The organism is Cloacibacterium sp. DMC96 (genome assembly GCF_056313765.1).
Map to the genome: position 1 here is coordinate 1,466,046 of NZ_JBQUZQ010000001.1, position 20,551 is coordinate 1,486,596.

The 20,551-nt window shown below is 33.6% G+C and carries 15 protein-coding genes; 1 reads left to right on the top strand and 14 read right to left on the bottom strand.

The genetic code is table 11. The features are described 5' to 3' along the window. Nucleotides 1-5 precede the first annotated feature (5 nt). The 10 genes from ACT53I_RS06530 to ACT53I_RS06575 form a co-directional block, all read right to left on the bottom strand. Nucleotides 6-599 carry a hypothetical protein gene (locus ACT53I_RS06530; RefSeq protein WP_476078962.1) on the bottom strand — a complete coding sequence of 198 codons (594 nt, stop codon included), beginning with the start codon at nt 597-599 and terminating at the stop codon, nt 6-8. 3 nt (nt 600-602) lie between these two features. Beyond that, entirely contained in the window at nt 603-3,404 is a 2,802-nt protein-coding gene (locus ACT53I_RS06535; protein WP_476078963.1) for a 2-oxoglutarate dehydrogenase E1 component, read from the bottom strand. A gap of 180 nt (nt 3,405-3,584) precedes the next feature. Next, complete coding sequence (locus ACT53I_RS06540) at nt 3,585-4,622, bottom strand: SRPBCC family protein (protein ID WP_476078964.1); 1,038 nt, start codon at nt 4,620-4,622, stop codon at nt 3,585-3,587. A gap of 74 nt (nt 4,623-4,696) precedes the next feature. Then, the gene (locus tag ACT53I_RS06545; protein ID WP_476078965.1) at nt 4,697-5,101 is read right to left on the bottom strand and encodes a hypothetical protein; all 405 of its coding nucleotides are present in this window, start codon (nt 5,099-5,101) and stop codon (nt 4,697-4,699) included. An 89-nt stretch (nt 5,102-5,190) separates the two neighbouring features. Continuing rightward, complete coding sequence (locus tag ACT53I_RS06550; protein ID WP_476078966.1) at nt 5,191-6,462, bottom strand: glucose-1-phosphate adenylyltransferase; 1,272 nt, start codon at nt 6,460-6,462, stop codon at nt 5,191-5,193. A gap of 67 nt (nt 6,463-6,529) precedes the next feature. Further along, on the bottom strand, nt 6,530-7,939 hold the full coding sequence (locus ACT53I_RS06555; RefSeq protein ID WP_476078967.1) for a glycogen synthase: 1,410 nt from the start codon (nt 7,937-7,939) through the stop codon (nt 6,530-6,532). An 18-nt stretch (nt 7,940-7,957) separates the two neighbouring features. Next, nucleotides 7,958-8,638: a hypothetical protein gene (locus ACT53I_RS06560; protein WP_476078968.1), complete on the bottom strand. Its 681-nt coding sequence runs from the start codon at nt 8,636-8,638 to the stop codon at nt 7,958-7,960. 1 nt (nt 8,639) lies between these two features. Continuing rightward, nucleotides 8,640-10,565, bottom strand: coding sequence for a 1,4-alpha-glucan branching protein GlgB (gene glgB / locus ACT53I_RS06565; protein ID WP_476078969.1), 1,926 nt, complete (start codon nt 10,563-10,565; stop codon nt 8,640-8,642). Nucleotides 10,566-10,726: 161 nt separating this feature from the next. After that, nucleotides 10,727-13,492: a pyruvate, phosphate dikinase gene (gene ppdK / locus ACT53I_RS06570; protein WP_476078970.1), complete on the bottom strand. Its 2,766-nt coding sequence runs from the start codon at nt 13,490-13,492 to the stop codon at nt 10,727-10,729. A 220-nt stretch (nt 13,493-13,712) separates the two neighbouring features. Further along, nucleotides 13,713-14,735, bottom strand: a complete 1,023-nt coding sequence (locus tag ACT53I_RS06575; protein ID WP_476078971.1) for a 3-oxoacyl-ACP synthase III family protein — start codon at nt 14,733-14,735, stop codon at nt 13,713-13,715. A gap of 170 nt (nt 14,736-14,905) precedes the next feature. Between ACT53I_RS06575 and ACT53I_RS06580 the strand changes: the two genes are divergently transcribed. Further along, nucleotides 14,906-15,808: a CorA family divalent cation transporter gene (locus ACT53I_RS06580; protein WP_476078972.1), complete on the top strand. Its 903-nt coding sequence runs from the start codon at nt 14,906-14,908 to the stop codon at nt 15,806-15,808. Between the two features lie 35 nt (nt 15,809-15,843). On the opposite strand, the gene ACT53I_RS06585 is transcribed toward ACT53I_RS06580, so the two are convergent. From ACT53I_RS06585 to ACT53I_RS06600, 4 genes are all read right to left on the bottom strand, one after another. Then, nucleotides 15,844-17,421: a DHA2 family efflux MFS transporter permease subunit gene (locus ACT53I_RS06585; RefSeq protein ID WP_476078973.1), complete on the bottom strand. Its 1,578-nt coding sequence runs from the start codon at nt 17,419-17,421 to the stop codon at nt 15,844-15,846. 70 nt (nt 17,422-17,491) lie between these two features. Further along, nucleotides 17,492-18,577, bottom strand: coding sequence for an HlyD family secretion protein (locus ACT53I_RS06590; protein WP_476078974.1), 1,086 nt, complete (start codon nt 18,575-18,577; stop codon nt 17,492-17,494). A gap of 35 nt (nt 18,578-18,612) precedes the next feature. After that, nucleotides 18,613-19,923: a TolC family protein gene (locus ACT53I_RS06595; protein WP_476078975.1), complete on the bottom strand. Its 1,311-nt coding sequence runs from the start codon at nt 19,921-19,923 to the stop codon at nt 18,613-18,615. Beyond that, nucleotides 19,907-20,536, bottom strand: coding sequence for a TetR/AcrR family transcriptional regulator (locus tag ACT53I_RS06600; protein ID WP_476078976.1), 630 nt, complete (start codon nt 20,534-20,536; stop codon nt 19,907-19,909). The genes ACT53I_RS06595 and ACT53I_RS06600 overlap by 17 nt, the downstream gene beginning before the upstream one ends. Nucleotides 20,537-20,551: the final 15 nt, after the last annotated feature.

The following is a 20,551-nucleotide window of genomic DNA, read 5'->3' on the forward strand; positions in this document are numbered from 1 at the left end:
TTTTTTTATTTTAAGTCAGTGAGTATTTCTTCTGGAAGAAATTGTTTTAAGAGTTCTACTTGTTGTTTTTCGGCTACTGTAAATTTCCAATTTTTACCTTCATTAGAGTTGGCAACTGCCATTTTGTATGACATGACATCAAATTGATTGTTTTTTTCATTGAAAACTACATTTCCATCACCAAATTGTGATTTAAAAGCACCTAAATAAAGATTGATATTCTTTTGTTTTTCTTCGGCATCTTTTGCATTTACCACATCTGCTAATTCTACACTCATTTTTTGAGAGTAAAAAACTTTAGCATAAGATACATTTTGTATTTTCTGAGGATATTCTTCCACTTTTAAAATGGTAGGAACTTCCAATGAAAATTTCATGTTAGGATCATTAAACATCTTATCAAAAATAAGCACCATGGTTTCTTTGGGCACAAATTTTAGAAATCCTTCATGAGCATATTGGTCTAATGCTTTAGAAAAATCTTTTTTTACAATCAATTGATTATAATCTAAGAACTGATTTTCTATTACTTTTACATTTGATTGCGCAAAAGTAACGATGGACCAACTCAATAATAAGATGTAAATAATTTTTTTCATGATTTAGTCATTTACCGTGGTAATAGGTCTTACCAAATCTACATTTTCTTCAGTAATTCCGAAAACTCTATTGATAACTCCTTTTTGGTTTTTCTCGAATTTTTTATGAGTACCAGGAGCTGGAGTTCCGCTTGCAACAGGAGCGATTACCTGAATGTTTTCGTTACGGAAATTACGCAACATATACGTCCAAGCTCCCATATTTTCTGGCTCTTCTTGTGCCCAAACAAATTCTTTTCTGTTAGAATATTTATCGAAAATACCTTGAATAATTTCTGGATTCAATGGATATAATTGTTCAATTCTTACCAAAGCAACTTTATCATCATTTAATTCTTCTTTCTTCGCCAATAATTCATAGTACAATTTACCAGAGCAGAAAACTAATTTTTCTACTTTTTCTGGTTGAGCTGTAGCATCATCAATTACCGGTTGGAAACTTCCGTTTGCTAATTCTTCAACCGTAGAAATTACTCTTGGATGACGAAGTAATGATTTAGGTGTCATTACCACTAAAGGTTTTCTGAAAGGGAATTTTTGTTGGCGTCTTAACAAGTGGAAATAATTGGCAGGTGTAGTACAATTCGCCACAATGATGTTTCCGTTTGCACATAAGTTCAGGAATCTTTCTAATCTTGCTGAAGAGTGTTCTGCACCTTGCCCTTCGAAACCGTGAGGTAAAAGCATTACCAAACCGTTCTGAATTTTCCATTTTTCTTCTGCTGCAACTAAATATTGGTCAATAATAATTTGAGCACCATTTACGAAATCTCCAAATTGCGCTTCCCAAATCGTCAAAGTATTAGGAGAAGCCATCGCATAACCATAGTCAAAACCTAACACACCGTATTCTGAAAGGTGAGAGTTGTAAATATCAAATTTGTTATCAGAAACTTGTTTTAATGGAACGTATTCTTCTTCATTATCTTCTGTTTTTACCACTGCATGTCTATGAGAGAAAGTACCTCTTTCTACGTCTTCCCCAGAAATTCTAATGGTGCTGCCTTCGGTAAGAAGCGTTCCATACGCTAATAATTCACCCATTGCCCAATCTAGCGCATTATTTTCTACCATTTTTACTCTGGCTTCGAATAATCTAGAAATTTTATTGATGAATTTTTTATCTGCTGGTAATGTAGAAATTTTAACGGCTAATTCTCTTAGCTTTTCTACATCATAAGTAGTATTATAATTTTCTAAAACTTGCTGAAGTTTTCCTAGGGAAGCATAATCTTTCCAATCCTCTTCCATGAAAATCGCCATGGTATTTCTTTCGATTTCCTTAGCTTCATCAAAGTTTTGGTCTAATAAATTTTTAAATTCTTTTTCCATTTCAGACATTACAGCATCTGAAACCACCCCTTCTTCTACGAGTTTTTTCTTGTAAATTTCTCTTGGATTAGGGTGCTTAGAAATGGTTTTATACAAACTAGGTTGGGTAAATCTTGGTTCATCTCCTTCATTATGACCATATTTTCTATACCCTAATAAATCTATGTATACATCTTTACCAAACTGAGCTCTGTAATCTGCTGCAAATCTAATAGCGTGAACTACTGCTTCTACATCGTCTGCATTTACATGCATTACTGGAGAATCAGTCACTTTAGCAATATCTGTACAGTAAATAGAAGAACGAGCATCTAAATAATTGGTAGTAAAACCAACTTGATTATTCACTACAATGTGAACTGTACCGCCAGTTTTGTAACCTTCTAGCGTCATCATTTGTGCTACTTCGTACACAATTCCTTGTCCTGCGATTGCAGCATCACCATGGATAACAATTGGCAATACTTTTTTAGCATTTCCTTGGTAAGTGTGGTCAATTTTAGCTCTAGAAATTCCGCCAACCAAAGAAGCTACGGTTTCTAAGTGAGATGGGTTAGGAACTAAGTTAATTCTTACTTCTTCACCAGAAGCGGTAGTTATTTTTTTAGATGAACCCAAGTGATATTTTACGTCACCAGAGAATACATCTTCTTCAAATTCTTTTCCTTCGAATTCTGAGAAAATCTGCTTGTAAGATTTCTGGAAAATATTGGTTAAAACATTTAATCTACCTCTGTGAGCCATCCCAAGAATTACCTCATCTACTCCATGAAGAGAAGAACGAGAAATCAATTGGTCTAGCGCAGGAATTAATGATTCCCCACCTTCTAGAGAGAAACGTTTTTGACCTACGAATTTCGTGTGTAAGTAGTTTTCGAAAGCTACTGCTTGATTTAATTTGTGTAAAATCTCTTTTTTCTCAGCTGCAGAAAGAGTTGGGTGATTTTCATTCACATTAATCCATTCTCTGATGAATTTTTTCTCTTCAACACTTTGAATGTGCATATATTCTACCCCGATAGAATCACAATATCCTTTTTCTAGATGATTGATGATTTCTTGAAGTGTAGCTGCACCATTTAGTCCAGCTTCTGTAGCAGAATTAAATTTGGTTTGTAAATCTGCTGCAGATAAACCAAAATTCTCTATCGATAAATCTGGAGAATACGTTCTACGTTCACGTACTGGATTGGTCTTGGTAAACAAGTGACCACGTCTTCTGTAATCATTAATTAAATTGATTACCTTGAATTCTTTTTCAATGTTTTCTGGAATATTCCCAGTAGCCACTACATTAGAAGCCAATTGGGTAATAGAAACCTCATCATCGCTATAATTTGCTAGTGCAAAATCAAAACCTTGGAAAAATGATTTCCACGAAGGTTCTATAGAATCTGGGTACTTTAAATATTGCTGATATAAATCTTCAATAAATTGAGAATGTGCTGCATTTAGAAATGAAAATCTGTCCATTTTCCGCCTTTTTCTTTGTTAGAAGTATAGTTTAGGCAAAATTAGTAAAAAAATGCGAATTAAGGAACTTAAAAAGATGGTAAAAAGGTATAGCTTACATAATAAAAATCTATGCAATCTAAAAAATCGTTAAATAAAATTAAAATTTGTTAAAAAGTAGTTAAAAATGAGAATTTTGAACTATCTGTAGACTGGCAAAGAAATTTTTATGGTTACTTCTTTTTTTGCATTAGGAGCTTCTATGAAAGTTTCTTGCAACTGACCATTTCTCATGCTGTCTTTTTGAGCTTTTTGCAAGAGTTGAGCAATCACTTTAATCCTATTTTCATAACTCCCTTTGTAATACATAATATAGTTTTCTGAAGCATTCAAAGTGCGGAAATTGAAATTATTATCAGAAAGTCCTTCTCTTTTTTTCACGGGAACTCCATAGAAATAAGAAACCTCTTTGTCTTTATAACTTCCTGGTTCTGTAATCAAAACGGGAACTCCAAATTCATCTTCCTTTTTACCTAAATCTTTGGTTACCAAACTGATGACTTTATTGTGATTCAGTTCTATATTTTTAATTAAATCTCCTTTTTTATTCACACTCGAAACATTAATTCCCAAAAGCAATTGGCCGTCTTGTTTTTCGACCATGAGTGTATCATATTTAATTTTGGAAAGTAAAATTTCTTTGTCTACTTTTCCACTCAAGAGTTGAGAAAGATTTACCATAGATTGTTCTATATTTCCTGCAACGAAATCTTCTGAAAGCAGATTAAACGAACGTTTCAAAAATGGCAATCTAGGCGTATGAACAAACCAAATGACTTTGGTTTTATTTCCTTGTGGAACAAATTTTACATTAATACTGTATGGATTAACGTTTTTGCCTTCGAACAATTGATATTTAAGCGTAGAAAAAGGATTTTCATAACGAATGAAAAAATCTCCATAATCAGATTCATTTTTCTTGCTTTGATAATTCAAAGAAGAACCTTGTCCTTCATAAGGTGTATAATATGCGAAAGTGTAATCTTCCTTTGAAACAAAAAATTCATTCCATTGCGTGAAATTCTGCAAATTATTGAACTGAGGAAAAACCTTATCAATAGGATAATTAATTTCTTTTTCAATGGTAAAACTTTTGCTTTCTTCTACAAAAAGCATAGAAACGGCATACACCGAAAACAAAAAGATACTTATATAAATTACAAATTTATACCAACGCATAATATAGGTTAAAAAATAATGAGTAACCAGCAAATTGTATCTTTTGCAGATTACTCATTATATATAATTATAGATTAATGTTCGTGCTCGTCTTCTGCTTTGCAAAGACCTACAATCGTGTGAAATGTATCATGAAGAGCCATAAAATCATTTTTAAGGGCTTCATCTGATGCTCCAGACTTAATTTTTTTATTGAAAGCTTTCGTTTCTTTCACTAACTTTTTCAAAGATTTCTTAATGGCATCTTTATTTCCAAAATCTGCTGGAATTTTTGAGTTTTTGAAAGCAACTGCTTTGGTTTCCATTTCATCTATTCTGCTTTTAATCGGCGCAAAATTTCCTTCTTCAGCAGGATGAAATGTTTGGCTCATCACTTTATGAAATTCTGTTTTTTCTTTCCATTCGCTGGTTTGCGCAGAAACAACTTGGCTCATAAAGAACACAGCCATTAGGGTAAATAAAAATTTGATTTTTTTCATTTGTTTAAATTTTTGTTGAGCAAATTTAGAATTAAAAATCGGGCTTGCAAAAAAATTACAAGCCCGATTTCCTAAAAATAAAAAAAACTCTATGGTATCACTGTTCCATCTTTTATGATGGCATCTTTTTTTACCACGATTATTCCGTCTTTTATAGAATGGGTTTTGAAATCTCCATCTGGTAGATGTTTGCTACCGATAATTCTTACGTTATTCCCAATATGACAATTTTTATCTAAAATAGCATTTTCTATGTAACAGAATTTACCAACGCCAATGTTTGGAATTCCTTTAGCATCATTTTCCGCCATGTCTTCAGGATTTTGGTAGTAATCTGCTCCCATGATATAAGAACGAATGACGGTACTACCTTTTTCTATTCTGGTTCTGTTTCCAATGAGTGAATGCTCTATTTTGTCTGCCATAATAATACATCCGTCCGCAAAAATGGCTTTATTTACGAAAGAACCATTGATTTTAGAAGGTGGTAACATTCTAGGTCTTGTGTAAATGGGTGAATTGCTGAACATATTGAATTTTGGCAATTCATTGGTTAAATCCATATTCGCTTCGAAGAAAGAACCGATGGTTCCTATATCTGTCCAATAACCTTCGTATTGGTAACTTAGCGTATTATATCCGTTATTGATTGCATTTGGAATGAGGTCTTTGCCAAAGTCATCACCTTTGTCTTCCTCAAACATTTTTCTCAAGACCTTTTTATTAAACACGTAAATTCCCATAGAAGCAAGGTAATCTCTACCTTGTTGTTTCATATCATCAGAAACCTCAGAAGTCCAATCTGGTAAAACGTCTGCAGATGGTTTTTCTATGAAAGAGGTGATTTGGTTTTCGTCATTGGCTTTTAAAATTCCAAAACCTGTAGCATCTTTACTGTTTACAGGAATAGTAGCAATGGTGATATCTCCGCCTTTTTCGATATGGAAGTCTATCATTTCTCTGAAATCCATCTGGTATAATTGGTCACCAGAAAGAATGAGAATGTAATCATAATCATATTTGTCTAAATGACGCATAGATTGTCTTACTGCATCTGCTGTTCCTTGATACCAATTTTCGTTATCTGTACTTTGTTCAGCCGCTAAAATATCTACAAAACCTTTGCTAAAAATATCAAAATGGAAAGTATTTTTGATATGAGAATTAAGCGACGCCGAGTTAAACTGAGTAAGCACCATAATTCTATTAAAGCCAGAATTAAGGCAATTAGAAATAGGAATATCTACTAATCTGTATTTTCCTGCAATGGGAACTGCGGGTTTAGAACGCTTATCTGTAAGTGGAAATAGCCTACTACCTCTACCTCCTCCTAAAACAATAGAAATTACACTTGGTTTCATATATTTTGTAGTTTTATTTTGAAATTTTATAAAAAGCGAAAATAGACTTCCTTAAAAGAAACTCTATTTAATTTTTACGATATAAATTTACATAATTTTCAGCAGATTTCTGCCAAGAAAAGTCCAAATTCATTATTGTTTTTCGTAAATTTTGCATTTCTTCTTTATCATCATATAAATACAGCGCTCTTTTGATGGCATGTACAGCATCATCAGTTCCCGGGAAGGTATAATTTAAACCATAACCTCCTGAAGAAATGTCTGTTACGGTATCTTTTAACCCACCTGTATAACGTACAATTGGGATAGTTCCGTATCTCATGGCATACATTTGATTCAATCCGCAAGGTTCTACACGAGAAGGCATCAATAAGAAATCTGCTCCTGCATAAATCTTGTGTGACAAAGCTTCTTTATATCCTAAATCCTTCGCGAAATTCACATGAAATTCCTCTTGAAGTTGTTTCAGTGTATTTTCTATTTGAGGATTTCCAGAACCTAAAATGAGAATATTTAAAGCACCTTCGGTTTCAGAAATGCTTCTTCTTACAATATCTGGTAACATATCTGCTCCTTTTTCGCCAGCAAACCTTCCAATAAAAGCAAAAAGCGGAAGTTCTGGATTCAAACCATATTCTTCACAAAGCCATTTTTTATTTTTTCCTTTTCCTTCTTCAAAGTTCTCTCTAGAATAATGATCGTTGAGCATTATATCCGTCATAGGATTCCATACTTCTGTATCTATTCCATTGATTATTCCATGTGCTTTTCTGTGTTCTTGTCTAATTAAATCTTGCAAACCTTGCGCATCTTCAAACAATTCATGCATATAACCTTGAGAAACCGCAGTAAATTCATGACAACACTTAATCATAGTCGCCAAAGGATTAATTCTTCCGTTCCAATCGAGCAGTCCCCATTTCCAAGCGTCAAAACGTGGCATATAGTTAGACATTTGCCAATCCATCGTTCCTTGATATTCCCCATTATGAATGGTTCCTACAGTTTTTACACCTTTTAAAAAACCAAAATCCTGACAATACTCTACCATAAACGGAACTAAACCGGTATGATAATCATGACAATGTAAGACATCTGGACGAATTTCCATAGCAGAAAGCCAATGCAAAACCGCATGCTGAAATGCGATAAATTGTTGACTTTCATCAAAATAACCATAGACTTGATCTCTATCTAACAATCCTGGAATTTTCACCAAATACAATTCGTATCCTAAAACATTATGTTTTTCTTTCATGACCAAAACTTGGTACATGTGATGAATCTGATGAATAAAACCATCAAAAACTACTTCGAATTCGTTTTCGTTTACAAATGGTTTATTATACCAAGGCATTACTACTTTGGCATCAATTCCCATTTTAGTTTGGTATTTAGGAAGCGCACCTACTACATCTGCTAATCCGCCTACTTTAGCTACCGGAAAACATTCTACGCTTAAATGGAAGACTTTCATAAGTTCTTAAATTTATTTTTAATCATTTGTAAGTTGAAGCACATAATTTCCAGATTTATTGATATCAAAAGCAAAACTGCAAGTTATAGTATTTCCATTTTTTATAATAACATACTCAATATCGCAATGAAAAGGCAATGTAAAATCTGAGATATTTACTTCTTTTAATCCATTAATAATTATTCCTGAACTCGTTTTTAAAACAAAATTAAGAGGTACATATTTCACATTTGATTTCAAAACCGAAAAATTCAACTTGTTTTGAGTATCTTCCGTTCTTGTAAAATAATAATAAGGAACACTGGTCCTATTTTTAATTACAAAATATTCTTCGGGGTTTGTGTTTCCAAAATATTCATCATTTAGCCAAAACCCTTTTTGCACCATTTTTTTTCCTGAAATCAAAAAAGTATATTTTCCCTCACCTTCTTTTTTTCCCATATTCCAAGTTCCTTCAAAAGAGCTTCCGTTTTGAAAGACATACTTTCCTTTCCCATTAGGAAGTCCATCTGTAAAATTTCCCACAAAACTATCCTCTCCTTTTGCTTCTCCCTTTCCATTCGCTAATCCATTTAAACATTTCCCTTTGTATTCTTGAGAAATAGAAGGCAATAAGACTTTACAGTTTTCACTATTGTTTTGTGAATAATTTTTTGTAAAAAACAAAACTGCCATCACAAAATACATTTTCAATTTCATTTTATCTTTTTATTAGTTTTTTTTCTATTTGCTTTAAAATAATTCCTGAAAGCGGTGGCAAAGTAACAATCATAGAATTGGGTTTATTATTCCAAGGAGTTTCTTCGTACCATTTGATTTCTGGAACTACTCCACTTCCTCCAAATTCTGGAGCATCTGAATTGAGAATCACTTTCCATTTTGTTCCTTCTTCTATTCCAATTTTATAGTCGAAAGTTCTAGGAGTAAGATTCAATACAGACATGAGCACCTCATCTACAGATTTTCCTTTTCTTAGAAAAACATAGATAGAATTATCTGCATCATCGGCTTCAATCCATTCAAAACCGTATGGAATAAAATTATTTTCGTAGAGTGCTTTTTCGGATTTGAAAACCGTATTCAAATTTTTCACAAAATTCTGCAATCCTTGATGTATAGGATATTGTAGAAGATGCCAATCTAAACTTTGGCTAAAATCCCACTCGTGAGTTTGCCCGAATTCACCACCCATGAAAAGCAATTTATTACCTGGATGCGTGTACATATAGGTGTACAATGCTCTCAAATTGGCATGTTTCTGCCATTCGTCACCTTGCATTTTAAAAATCAAACTGCTTTTTCCGTGTACTACTTCGTCATGAGATAATGGCAACATGTAGTTTTCATTATTCATGTACATGGTACTGAAAGTAAGTTTGTGATGATGATATTTTCTAGCAATAGGATCTTCTTCGAAATAATCAAGAGTATCATGCATCCAACCCATCATCCATTTCATTCCGAAACCTAATCCATCATCATAAATAGGTTTGGTAACTTTAGGAAAATCACTGCTGTCTTCTGCAATCGTTTGTATATCTGGAAATTCTCTGTACACAATTGTATTCATCTCTTTGATGAAATCAATCGCTTCAAGATTTCTATTGTCTCCATATTTATTTGGCTCCCATTCTCCATCTGCTCTAGAATAATCTAACTCAAGCATAGAACGCACTGCATCTACACGTAAACCATCTGCATGATATCTGTCAAGCCAAAAACAAGCATTTGAAATCAGGAAAGATTTTACTTCGTTTCTGCCATAGTTAAAGATGTGAGATTTCCAATCTGGGTGGAAACCTTTTCTTGGGTCTTCGTGTTCATAGAGAAAACTTCCATCAAAAAAATGCAAACCATTCGCATCTCCTGGAAAGTGTGAAGGAACCCAATCGAGAATTACGCCAATTTCATTTTTGTGCAATTCTTCTATTAAATACATTAAATCTTGTGGCGTACCAAAACGAGAACTCGCTGCGTAGAAACCTGTAATTTGGTAACCCCAACTCGGATCGAAAGGATATTCCATCACAGGCATAAATTCTACATGTGTAAAATTCATTTCCTTCACATAAGGAACGAGTCTTTCTGCAATTTCTCTGTACGTGAAAAAACGATTAGGATCATCTGTTCCTCTCATCCAAGAAGCCAAATGAACTTCGTAAACCGAAATAGGAGATTCTAAAGAATTTTTTTGATGGCGATTTTTCATCCATTCTTGGTCTTTCCATTCGTAGAAAGTAGTATCTACAATAGAAGCAGCTTGAATGGTTTGTTGCCATTTTAAAGCATAAGGATCGCCTTTTTCTAAATAAGCACCGCTATATGTTTGAATGCCATATTTATAAATCACACCAAAATCTAACCCTTCTATAAAACCTTCCCAAATCCCAGAACCATCCCAACGGATTTTGAGTTCAGAAACTCTAGAATCCCAATTATTGAAATCTCCAATTACGGAAACTTGTTTAGCATTAGGAGCCCAAACCGCAAAATAGATTCCTGTTTTACCGTCTATTTGTACTTTATGAGAACCCATTTTTTCGTAGAGTTTAAAGTGTTTTCCTTCACAGAAAAGATGAATATCAAATTCAGAGAATAGAGAATGAGGCACTACTTGGTAAGTCATGGTGATTTTAGCGTTTTTAGGAATGTTAAATAAACACACTAATTTACTGCAAGTAAACGAGAGTACAAAGTTTTAGGAGGTTAAATGTTTCTTAAATTTAGTAAAAAGAGAAGCCGCATAGAATTTTCTACGCGGCCTATCATTGTTAATTATAAATATTGTTATGAAGTTTTCACATATTTTTTATCTTCGATTGCAGCTTGTGCAGCAGCTAATCTAGCGATAGGAACTCTAAATGGAGAACAACTTACATAATTCATACCGATAGAATGACAGAATTTCACTGATTCTGCATCACCACCGTGCTCACCACAAATACCTACTTTTAAGTTTGGTTTTGTTTTTCTACCTCTTTCTACCCCGATTTTGATTAATTCGCCTACACCAGATTGGTCAATAGATACGAATGGGTCTCCAGGTAATAATTTAAGGTCTAGATATTTAGGTAAGAATCCACCGATATCATCTCTAGAGAAACCAAACGACATTTGAGTTAAGTCATTAGTACCAAAACTGAAGAAGTCTGCTACCATTGCCATAGAATCTGCTTTAAGTGCTGCTCTAGGAATTTCAATCATGGTTCCGTACATGTAAGGAATTTTTTTAACTCCTAATTTCTCTAAAGTTTCATCGTATACTTTATCTACGATTGCTTTTTGGTGAGAAAGCTCGTGTCTACCGCAAGTTACAGGAATCATAATTTCTGGGAATGCTTTTACGCCTTCTTTTTGTAATTCACCTGCTGCTTCAAAGATTGCTCTTACTTGCATTTCGGTAATTTCTGGATAAGAAACTCCTAAACGTACACCTCTGTGACCAAGCATTGGGTTGTTTTCGTGTAATGCAAGAATTCTTCTGTTTAAGATGCTCATGCTTACACCTAACTCTTTAGAAAGCTCTTGTAATTTTGCTTTATCGTGAGGTACGAATTCGTGTAATGGTGGGTCTAGTAATCTGATGGTTACTGGATTTCCTTTCATTACTTCTAATGTAGCTTTAATGTCTCTCTTCACGAAAGTGAATAATTCATTAAGTGCTGACTTACGTTCTTGTTCGGTGTCACTCATGATCATTTTTCTTAATAAGAATAATGGTTTATCACTACCTTCACCATAGAACATGTGTTCAGTTCTGAAAAGACCAACACCTTCTGCTCCAAAATAAGTTGCTTGTTCTACATCTTTAGGTGTATCAGCATTGGTTCTTACACCCATTGTTTTGTATTTATCTACTAAAGTCATCAATTGTTTGTAAGATTGATTTTTATTTAAATCTACATCAATTAATGGTAAAGAACCTTCGTAAACAGTTCCTTTACTACCGTTTAGAGATACCCAATCTCCTTCTTTTATTTTTTTACCGTCTTTGGTTACAAAATATTTTTCTTTATCGTGGATAGAGATTTCGCTACATCCTACGATACAACATTTACCCCAACCTCTAGCTACTAAAGCTGCGTGAGAAGTCATACCACCTTTTGTAGTAAGAATTGCTTCAGATTTGTGCATACCATCTACATCTTCTGGAGAAGTTTCTTCTCTTACTAAGATTACTTTTTCTCCTTTAGAAGCCCATTCTACAGCATCTTCTGAAGAGAATACTACTCTACCTACAGCACCACCAGGACCAGCTGGTAAACCTTTAGCAATTACTTTATGAGTTTTTTCGATGTCTGGGTCGAACATTGGTAATAATAATTCTACCAACTGATTAGGATTTACTCTAAGGATTGCAGTTTCTGCATCAATCATTCCTTCTTTGTACATATCAGCAGCCATTTTTACTGCAGATACACCATTTCTTTTACCCACTCTACATTGTAGCATGTATAGTTTACCTTTTTCGATGGTAAATTCTATATCTTGCATGTCTTTGTAGTGTTTTTCTAATCTTTGTTGAATTTCATCAAGCTCTTTGTATTGCTCTGGCATGAATTTCTCTAAAGTAGTTAAATTTTTACTGTGGTCATTTTTAGAATATTGATTGATAGGAGCTGGAGTTCTGATACCCGCTACTACGTCTTCTCCTTGAGCATTTACTAAATATTCTCCATAAAATTTATTTTCACCGTTTCCTGGGTTTCTAGTGAAAGCTACACCTGTACAAGAATCATTACCCATGTTACCGAATACCATAGCTTGTACGTTTACAGCAGTTCCCCATTCATCTGGAATTCTTTCGATTCTTCTGTACTCAATTGCACGTTTTCCGTTCCAAGAAGCGAATACAGCACCTACACCACCCATTAATTGATCCCATGGAGTTTCAGGGAAGTCTTGTTTTAGGTGTTTTTTAGTTAAAGCTTTAAATTCTTTTACTAATTTTTTAAGATCATCAGCAGAAAGATCAGTATCTAATTCTACGCCTTTTTCTTTTTTAACTTCTTCTAATCTTTCGTCCATGATTTTACGGATACCAATACCTTTCGCTGGTTCCATACCACCTGCTTTTTCGATTACTACGTCTGCATACATCATTACTAATCTTCTGTAAGCATCGTAAGCAAATCTTTCGTCTCCGCTTTCTGCGATTAGACCTTGGATAGTTTCATCATTAAGACCAATGTTAAGAACGGTATCCATCATTCCTGGCATAGATTTTCTAGCACCAGAACGAACAGACATTAATAAAGGATTTTTAACGTCTCCGAATTTTTTGCCCATTAATTTTTCAACTTGAGCAAGTGCATCTTTTATTTGCTTTTCTAGGTTAGAAGGATATTGTCTTTTATTATCATAGAAATATGTACATACTTCTGTGGTGATGGTAAAACCGGGAGGAACAGGTAGTTTAAGATCTTTGTGACCTGCCATTTCTGCTAAGTTAGCACCTTTTCCACCAAGTAGATTCTTCATTGACTCATTTCCATCGGCTTTACCACCACCGAAGGAATACACATACTTTTCATTTTTTGCTGTTGTAGCCATAATATATTAATTTGTTATTTTTCTCTTATAATTTCTGGAACAAAATTACAAACTACCTTATAATAAATTCCTTTATTATTTGCTGACATTTGTCAATTTTGATAAATATCATATAAAATTAATAAAAAGAGGGTAATTATTTTTCGATTTTGTCACTTTAGTTACAAAAAAAACCTTTCAGAAAATACTGAAAGGTCTTAATTATCATAGATTAATCAAATTAATATCTGAAAAGTACGCTTCCCCAAGTGAAACCACTTCCGAAAGCTGAAAGAAGAACCAAATCTCCTTTTTTAATTTTTCCTTGGTCTAAAGCCTCACATAATGCGATAGGAATAGATGCTGCGGTAGTATTACCGTATTTTTGAATATTATTGAATATTTTTTCGTCTGGTAAACCAAATCTTTGTTGAACAAACTGAGCAATTCTCAAATTCGCTTGATGTGGAATGAACATATCTAAATCCTCTGGAGTTTTTCCAGCTTTAGTTAATGCTTCCATCATGGTTTCTGGGAATCTGGTAACCGCATGTTTAAATACAAAGTTACCATTCATAACTGGATAAATATCTTGTCTTTCAACAGCTTCTGGTTCATAAAGAACTCTATCCATCCATCCTAATTTGGTTCCAGGGAATTTAACTGCTAGTTCTTCAGCATATTTTCCTTCTGAGTGCATGTTTACTGCTAAAATACCTTCTTCGTTTTCATCTTCTGACGCAGAAAGAATAATCGCTCCTGCTCCATCTCCGAAAATTACAGAAACACCTCTACCATCATCAGTAAAATCTAAACCAAAAGAGTGAACTTCTGCTCCAACTACCAATACATTTTTATAAGTACCTGTTTTGATAAAAGCATCTGCTACACTAGTTGCATATACAAATCCTGAACACTGGTTTCTTACATCTAATGCACCAATAGTATCACAACCTAGCATTTCTTGTAAAACTACACCACTTCCTGGGAAGAAATAATCTGGACTTAAAGTAGCAAAAACGATGAAATCTAAATCTTTAGCTGTTAGATTTGCTTTTTCTAAAGCCTTTTCAGCTGCTTTTTTTGCTAAAAACGCTGTAGTTTCTTCACTGTCATTTCTATTTTTTCTGTGACGGCGTTCTTTGATGCCTGTTCTTTCTGTTATCCACTCATCATTAGTAGTCATCAACTTAGACAAATCGTCATTAGTTACCACATTCTCAGGAACATAATAACCATATCCTTTTATTACACTCTTAATCATAAAGTTTTTAAAATTTGTGGGGTACAAAAGTAAGACTTTATTTTTAACATATAATTAACATGAGTCATAAATATTATGTATTAAAGTGTTTTATAAATAATTATATACTCATGCATTTTTATAAGTATATAAAAAATTTATACATTTGATAAAATTAATGAAACTAGACTATGACCGAAAGTGTACTTCATAAAACCATAGAATATGAATGGATAGATATCTTAGAAATGAAGCAAGAAGACATTGCCGAAATTTCTAAAAAATATGATATCAATCACTATTGGTTAGAAGACTGTATAGACCCCAATCACTTGCCAAAATTTGAAGACAATGGCAATCTAAAATTTTTCCTGACCAGATTAAATACTTCTACCGAAAGGCTCATCCTCAATACCATAAGTGATGTAAGTACCAAATTGGGAATTTTCTTGAAAGATAATCTCATTCTTACTGTTCACAGAATAGAAAACGATGCGATAAAATCCCTTTTGAAAGAAATAGCAATTCACCCAGAAAATTTCAAAACTCCTTATCAATTAGCACTTCATTTAGGACAAAAAATATTTATTTCCTTTGAACATGAAAACGAAGTGCTTCTAGACCAATTAGATAAAATGGAAAACGAAGTTTTTCTAAAAAACGTTTCTAATTCTTCTCAACTGAAAAGGCTTTATCGATTCAAAAGAAAAGTTGGATTGAATTTGAAAGTGCTGAATCTTTCTTCTGATTGGGTGAGTTCTTTTGAAAAATTACCTCTAGATTCTGTAGAAATAAAGGACTTGAAAGACAGTTATAAAGATGCCATCAGTGATTTTGACCATTTGCATTTGCAAACCAATAACTTAATGAGCATGTTTCTGGCACTCTCTGACCAAAAAGCCAATCAGGTAATGAAAATGCTCGCCATTTATTCGGTTTATTTCTTGCCTATTACTTTTATTGCGGGAGTTTACGGAATGAATTTCGAGTACATGCCAGAAATCACAAAACCTTATGGCTATTTTGCAACATTAGGTTTGATGGGACTCATCGTGATTATCACCTTTATATATGTAAGAAGAAAAAAATGGTAAAAAAAAGACATCAAATTTTGATGTCTTTTTTATTTTTAGTGCATAGCTTCACTTGGGTCTATTGTTCTGCCACCTTTTCTTTCTTTAATGAATAAAATAAAAGGAATACAAATAAGGAACATGACTCCTAAATAGAGGAAGACATCCATATAAGAAAGCACCGTAGCTTGTTTCATGACAGAAAAATCTAGAATTTTATACGCCGAAGCGAGCGCTTGATCAGGCGTCATTCCTTTGGCAATAAAATTAGCTTTTAATGCCGCAATTCTTTGTTGAACCTGCAAACTATTGACATCTAATTTCGAAACCAAATCACTTCTGTAAAACATATTTTGATTGGAAATAAAAGTGGTGATTGCAGCTACTCCAAAAGAGCCTCCCAACTGTCTCATCATCCCTGTAAAAGCGGCTCCTTGACCAATTTGAGCTCCTTTTAATGTACTTAATGAAAGTGATGTAATAGGAATAAATAACAATCCTAAACCCGCTCCTCTCACAATAAGCATCCAGAAGAAGGCGTCTTTTCCAGTATCTGGAGTTAATAATTTATATCCCCAAAAACTATAAATGAAAAAGATAAACAATCCTAAAGCTACTAAAACTTGTTGTTTCGCTCCTCTTGTTAATAACCTACCGATTATGGGCATCATAAAAGCGGTGGTTAATGCTGCTGGAATCATCAAAGCACCTGATTGTAAAGCTGTCCAACCTAAAATACTCTGCGTATAAAGCGGAATAATAAAAGTAGAACCGTATAAACCAAAGCCTAAAATGAATGACATGACCGTTCCTATTCTCAGATTTCCATTTTTAAGCACCCGAAGTTCTACAATCGGATATTTATACGTTAATTCTCGCCAGATAAAAAAGATGAGTCCAAAGAAAGAAATCAAAGTAAGGGAAAGAATTACTTTGCTTTCGAACCAATCGTCTTCATGACCTCTTTCTAAAATATATTGTAAAGAACCTACTGTTATTGCCAATAAAAATATCCCTAACCAATCTACATCACTTGCAGATTTTTTCTCAGAATATTTAGGACTTCTTACAAACTGAAGCGTAAGCAAAGTCGCTACAATCCCAATAGGAATATTGATATAAAAAATATAAGGCCAACTGAAATTATCTACAATATAACCTCCCAATGGCGGACCTAATGTAGGACCAATAATAACACCCAAACCATAAATAGCTTGTGCCATACTTCTTTTCTCAATGGGATAAGACTCTGTAATAATCGTTTGAGAAGTTACCAAAAGTGCACCACCTCCTATTCCTTGTAATAATCTAAAAATAACGAGTTCCCAGATATTGCTCGCATTTCCACATAAAAATGAGAAAACCGTAAATATCACAATAGAAGCCGCAAAATAATTTCTTCTCCCGAATTGTTGCGAAAGCCAACTCGTCATGGGTACTATGATGACGTTACCAATCGCATAAGCGGTAATTACCCAACCTACCTCAGAAAGTGTAGCGCCCAGATTTCCTTTCATCTCGTTCAGCGCTACATTTACTATGGTAGTGTCTACAATCTCTAGCAATGCACAGAGAATGGCAGTGATGGTAATAATCACTCGTCTTGCACCATATTCTACTAATGAATCTTGCATAAATTTTTATTTCAAGTTTTGAGTGTCGTTTAGAATTTATTCCATTCTAAACTTTTCTCATTTACTTTTTCTATTTTACTTCTACGTCTACTAAAACATTCATTCCAGCTCTTAGTCTTTTGGCTACTTCAGGCTTTAAATCCTTAAAAGTGATTTTCACAGGAACTCTTTGAACTACTTTTACGAAATTTCCACTTGCATTATCTGGAGGAAGTAGAGAAAAAGTAGAACCAGTAGCTGGCGAAATAGAACTTACCACTCCTTCGAACTCATCATCTGGGAAAGCATCTATTTTAATTTCTACTTTTTGACCTTCTACCATTTTGTTTAATTGTGTTTCTTTAAAATTTGCCACAATCCATTTGTCATTATTTAAAACAATGCTGAATAACTGTGCACCTGCTTGTAAAAACTGACCTACCTGTACTGGAATTTTAGAAACATAACCATCTTGTTTAGCAGTAATTACAGTATAAGAAAGATTTAATTTAGCATTTTGCACATCTACTTCTCTTTGTTTAATCATAGAACTTGCTATGCCAATTTGTTGAGAAGTTGCTTCTGATTGAGAAGACACATAACCTGTTTGCTGAGCAGCTTGATTTCTCTGTTCTACCAAAATTTGCAATTGCTTGTCTGCTGCTTGTTTCGCTGCCAAAACTTGGTCATATTGTTGCTGCGTAATGGAATGGTCTTTCACTAGATTTTCATAACGTTTCAAATCTTGAGTAGTTTTCCAAACGTTTACTTTCGCTGCTTCAATTTGTGCATTTGCAGTAGCCACTGCTGCGTTTGATGTACTGATGCTTTTATTCGCTGCTGCAGCACCAGCTTGAGCGGTATTTAGATTGCTTTTAGCAGTTCCTAGCGCAGCTTCAGCTTGTTGTAAAGTCATTAATTGGTCTTTATTTTCAAGGATAATTAAGGTATCTCCTTTTTTCACAAACTGATTGTCTTTTACCCTTACTTCTGCTACATAACCAGAAATTTTAGAAATCACAGGGCTTACATTAGATGCAATTTGCGCATCATCTGTTTCTTCGTGAGCGTTGCTGTAAGACCATTTTTTGTAACCATAAATAGCACCTACCACAATAACGATGGTTAAAATAATCCCAAAAACTGGATTTTTTTTATTTTTTGTTTGATTTTCCATTTTATAATAATGTTTATATCTAAATTAGAGTTTGATTATTGATTAAGAATTCCTGAGGTTTGTAATAGTTTTTTGTATGCTAATGCAGCATCTGCTCTAGAATTAATTACATTTACTTTAGCACCTACCAAAGCTGCATCTGCTTCTAGCAAATCGGTAATATTTGCTAAGCCATTATCATATTTATTTTTGGTAATTCTGTAATTTTCTGTCGCTTGTTCTAATGCGCGCTCATAAACTTCTATTTTCTTTTTGGCCAAATTAGAATTCTGGAAATCCTTGTTGATTTCTAGTTTTATATGGTCATTCAGAAGTTCGTTATTGGCTTCTAATTGTTTTTCTCTGGATTGAGATTTTAGCAAAGAAGAATTTTTCTTCCAAAGATTGTCTAAGTTATAAGAAACACCTAATCCTATATTAATCGCGTTAGTAATGGTTACAAATCCTGGAATATCTGCTGCTACATAACCACTTGTAATTGCCAAACTTGGTAAATTTTCAGCTTTTGCAGCTTTGGTTCCTAAATTTGCTGCTTTTCTCTGATAATCGAGTGCTTGTAAATCTTTTCTGTTTTGCAAAGCTTGACTTAAGTAATAAGAAACAGGCTGATTTTCAGAAATTTCATTGATGTAATCTTCATCTACTTTTAAAATGGTAGTTTCGGGCAAACCTAAAAGCAAATCCATATTAATATTGGCAATGCTGTAATTGTTTTGCGCATCTAAAAGCTGAAGTTCAATATTAGACGTTTGCAACTGAGCTTTCAATCGGTCATTTCTTGCCATCAAACCGTTATTTTCTAATTTCAAAAATGTTTCGTCTCTTTTCTGTGAAGCCGAAAGATTTTCTTCTAAAACTTTGATGATTTGAGATGCTTTGAACAAATTATTGTAAGCCTGAGAAATGTTAAAAGCAATGGCTTCCTTGTCATTTTCTGCAGATAATTTAGAAGCTTCTACCAAATATTCAGCAGACTGAATTCCGTATTTTATTCTTCCACCTGCATAAATGGGATAAGAAAGATTGGCAGAAGCGTACATAACATCATTAATTTTCAAACTATTCGCCGCACCTGCATTTTCTGTTTTAAGATTAACATTTGGGCTGAAAAGATGTAAATAAGTAGCTCCCAATTTCAGGCTAGGAAGCTTATTGTTCTTTGCTTCCAGCAATTGCGCTGTACTTTCTTCTATTTTAGCAGCATCTATTTTTAGATTTTTGCTATTTTCGATTCCGAGTTTTACCGCTTCATTCAGAGAAATCGCTCTCGTTTCTTGGCTCGAAATCTGGGAAATACTCATGCTAAAAAGTAAAATCCCAAAGATGTTTCTAATTTTTTTGTTCATAACCTAAAAGGTCTTTTAATAATATGGTTAAATTTTGGGTAAGATTGTCGTAATAAATATTATAATATTCATCTGATTGATTTCCAGAAAGTTCTCTATACAAATTCATGCCTTGTTTAGAATAAAAAACTGTCCCTACAATCACAGAATGGAGAAAAAACAAATCGGGCTTTTTGGTAAAAACACCACTTTCACAGCCTTCTTCTAGAATTCTTTGGTAAATTTTGATATAACCAATTTTAGAAGTTCGTAGAAAACTTAAAATCTGTTCGTTTCCACTATTATTGATATTATAAACCGATTGAAGAATAGAATAAAATTCTGGCAAAGTCTTCACACGATTGATATAATTTCCTATAATTTTAATGAGTTTTTCCCATTCATTGAGCTGCGGATTTTCTAAAATTTCATAGGCAAAAGATTGTCCTTCCTTCATTCTCACTTTAAAAATTTCTTCGAAAAGTTTTTCTTTTGACCCGAAATAATAAGAAATCATCGAGACATTTACTCCAGCAGATTTTGCAATATCTCTAGTAGAAGTAGCGTCAAAACCCTTTTCTGCAAATAGTTTTTCTGCAACATAGAGAATTTTTTTATCCGTAGAATGTTCCATTATTTTGATTTTTGA

Coding starts and splice junctions, on each gene's coding strand:
- ACT53I_RS06530 (WP_476078962.1), bottom strand. CDS start 599: ATGAAAAAAATTATTTACATCTTATTATTGAGTTGGTCCATCGTTACT.
- ACT53I_RS06535 (WP_476078963.1), bottom strand. CDS start 3,404: ATGGACAGATTTTCATTTCTAAATGCAGCACATTCTCAATTTATTGAA.
- ACT53I_RS06540 (WP_476078964.1), bottom strand. CDS start 4,622: ATGCGTTGGTATAAATTTGTAATTTATATAAGTATCTTTTTGTTTTCG.
- ACT53I_RS06545 (WP_476078965.1), bottom strand. CDS start 5,101: ATGAAAAAAATCAAATTTTTATTTACCCTAATGGCTGTGTTCTTTATG.
- ACT53I_RS06550 (WP_476078966.1), bottom strand. CDS start 6,462: ATGAAACCAAGTGTAATTTCTATTGTTTTAGGAGGAGGTAGAGGTAGT.
- ACT53I_RS06555 (WP_476078967.1), bottom strand. CDS start 7,939: ATGAAAGTCTTCCATTTAAGCGTAGAATGTTTTCCGGTAGCTAAAGTA.
- ACT53I_RS06560 (WP_476078968.1), bottom strand. CDS start 8,638: ATGAAATTGAAAATGTATTTTGTGATGGCAGTTTTGTTTTTTACAAAA.
- glgB (WP_476078969.1), bottom strand. CDS start 10,565: ATGACTTACCAAGTAGTGCCTCATTCTCTATTCTCTGAATTTGATATT.
- ppdK (WP_476078970.1), bottom strand. CDS start 13,492: ATGGCTACAACAGCAAAAAATGAAAAGTATGTGTATTCCTTCGGTGGT.
- ACT53I_RS06575 (WP_476078971.1), bottom strand. CDS start 14,735: ATGATTAAGAGTGTAATAAAAGGATATGGTTATTATGTTCCTGAGAAT.
- ACT53I_RS06580 (WP_476078972.1), top strand. CDS start 14,906: ATGACCGAAAGTGTACTTCATAAAACCATAGAATATGAATGGATAGAT.
- ACT53I_RS06585 (WP_476078973.1), bottom strand. CDS start 17,421: ATGCAAGATTCATTAGTAGAATATGGTGCAAGACGAGTGATTATTACC.
- ACT53I_RS06590 (WP_476078974.1), bottom strand. CDS start 18,577: ATGGAAAATCAAACAAAAAATAAAAAAAATCCAGTTTTTGGGATTATT.
- ACT53I_RS06595 (WP_476078975.1), bottom strand. CDS start 19,923: ATGAACAAAAAAATTAGAAACATCTTTGGGATTTTACTTTTTAGCATG.
- ACT53I_RS06600 (WP_476078976.1), bottom strand. CDS start 20,536: ATGGAACATTCTACGGATAAAAAAATTCTCTATGTTGCAGAAAAACTA.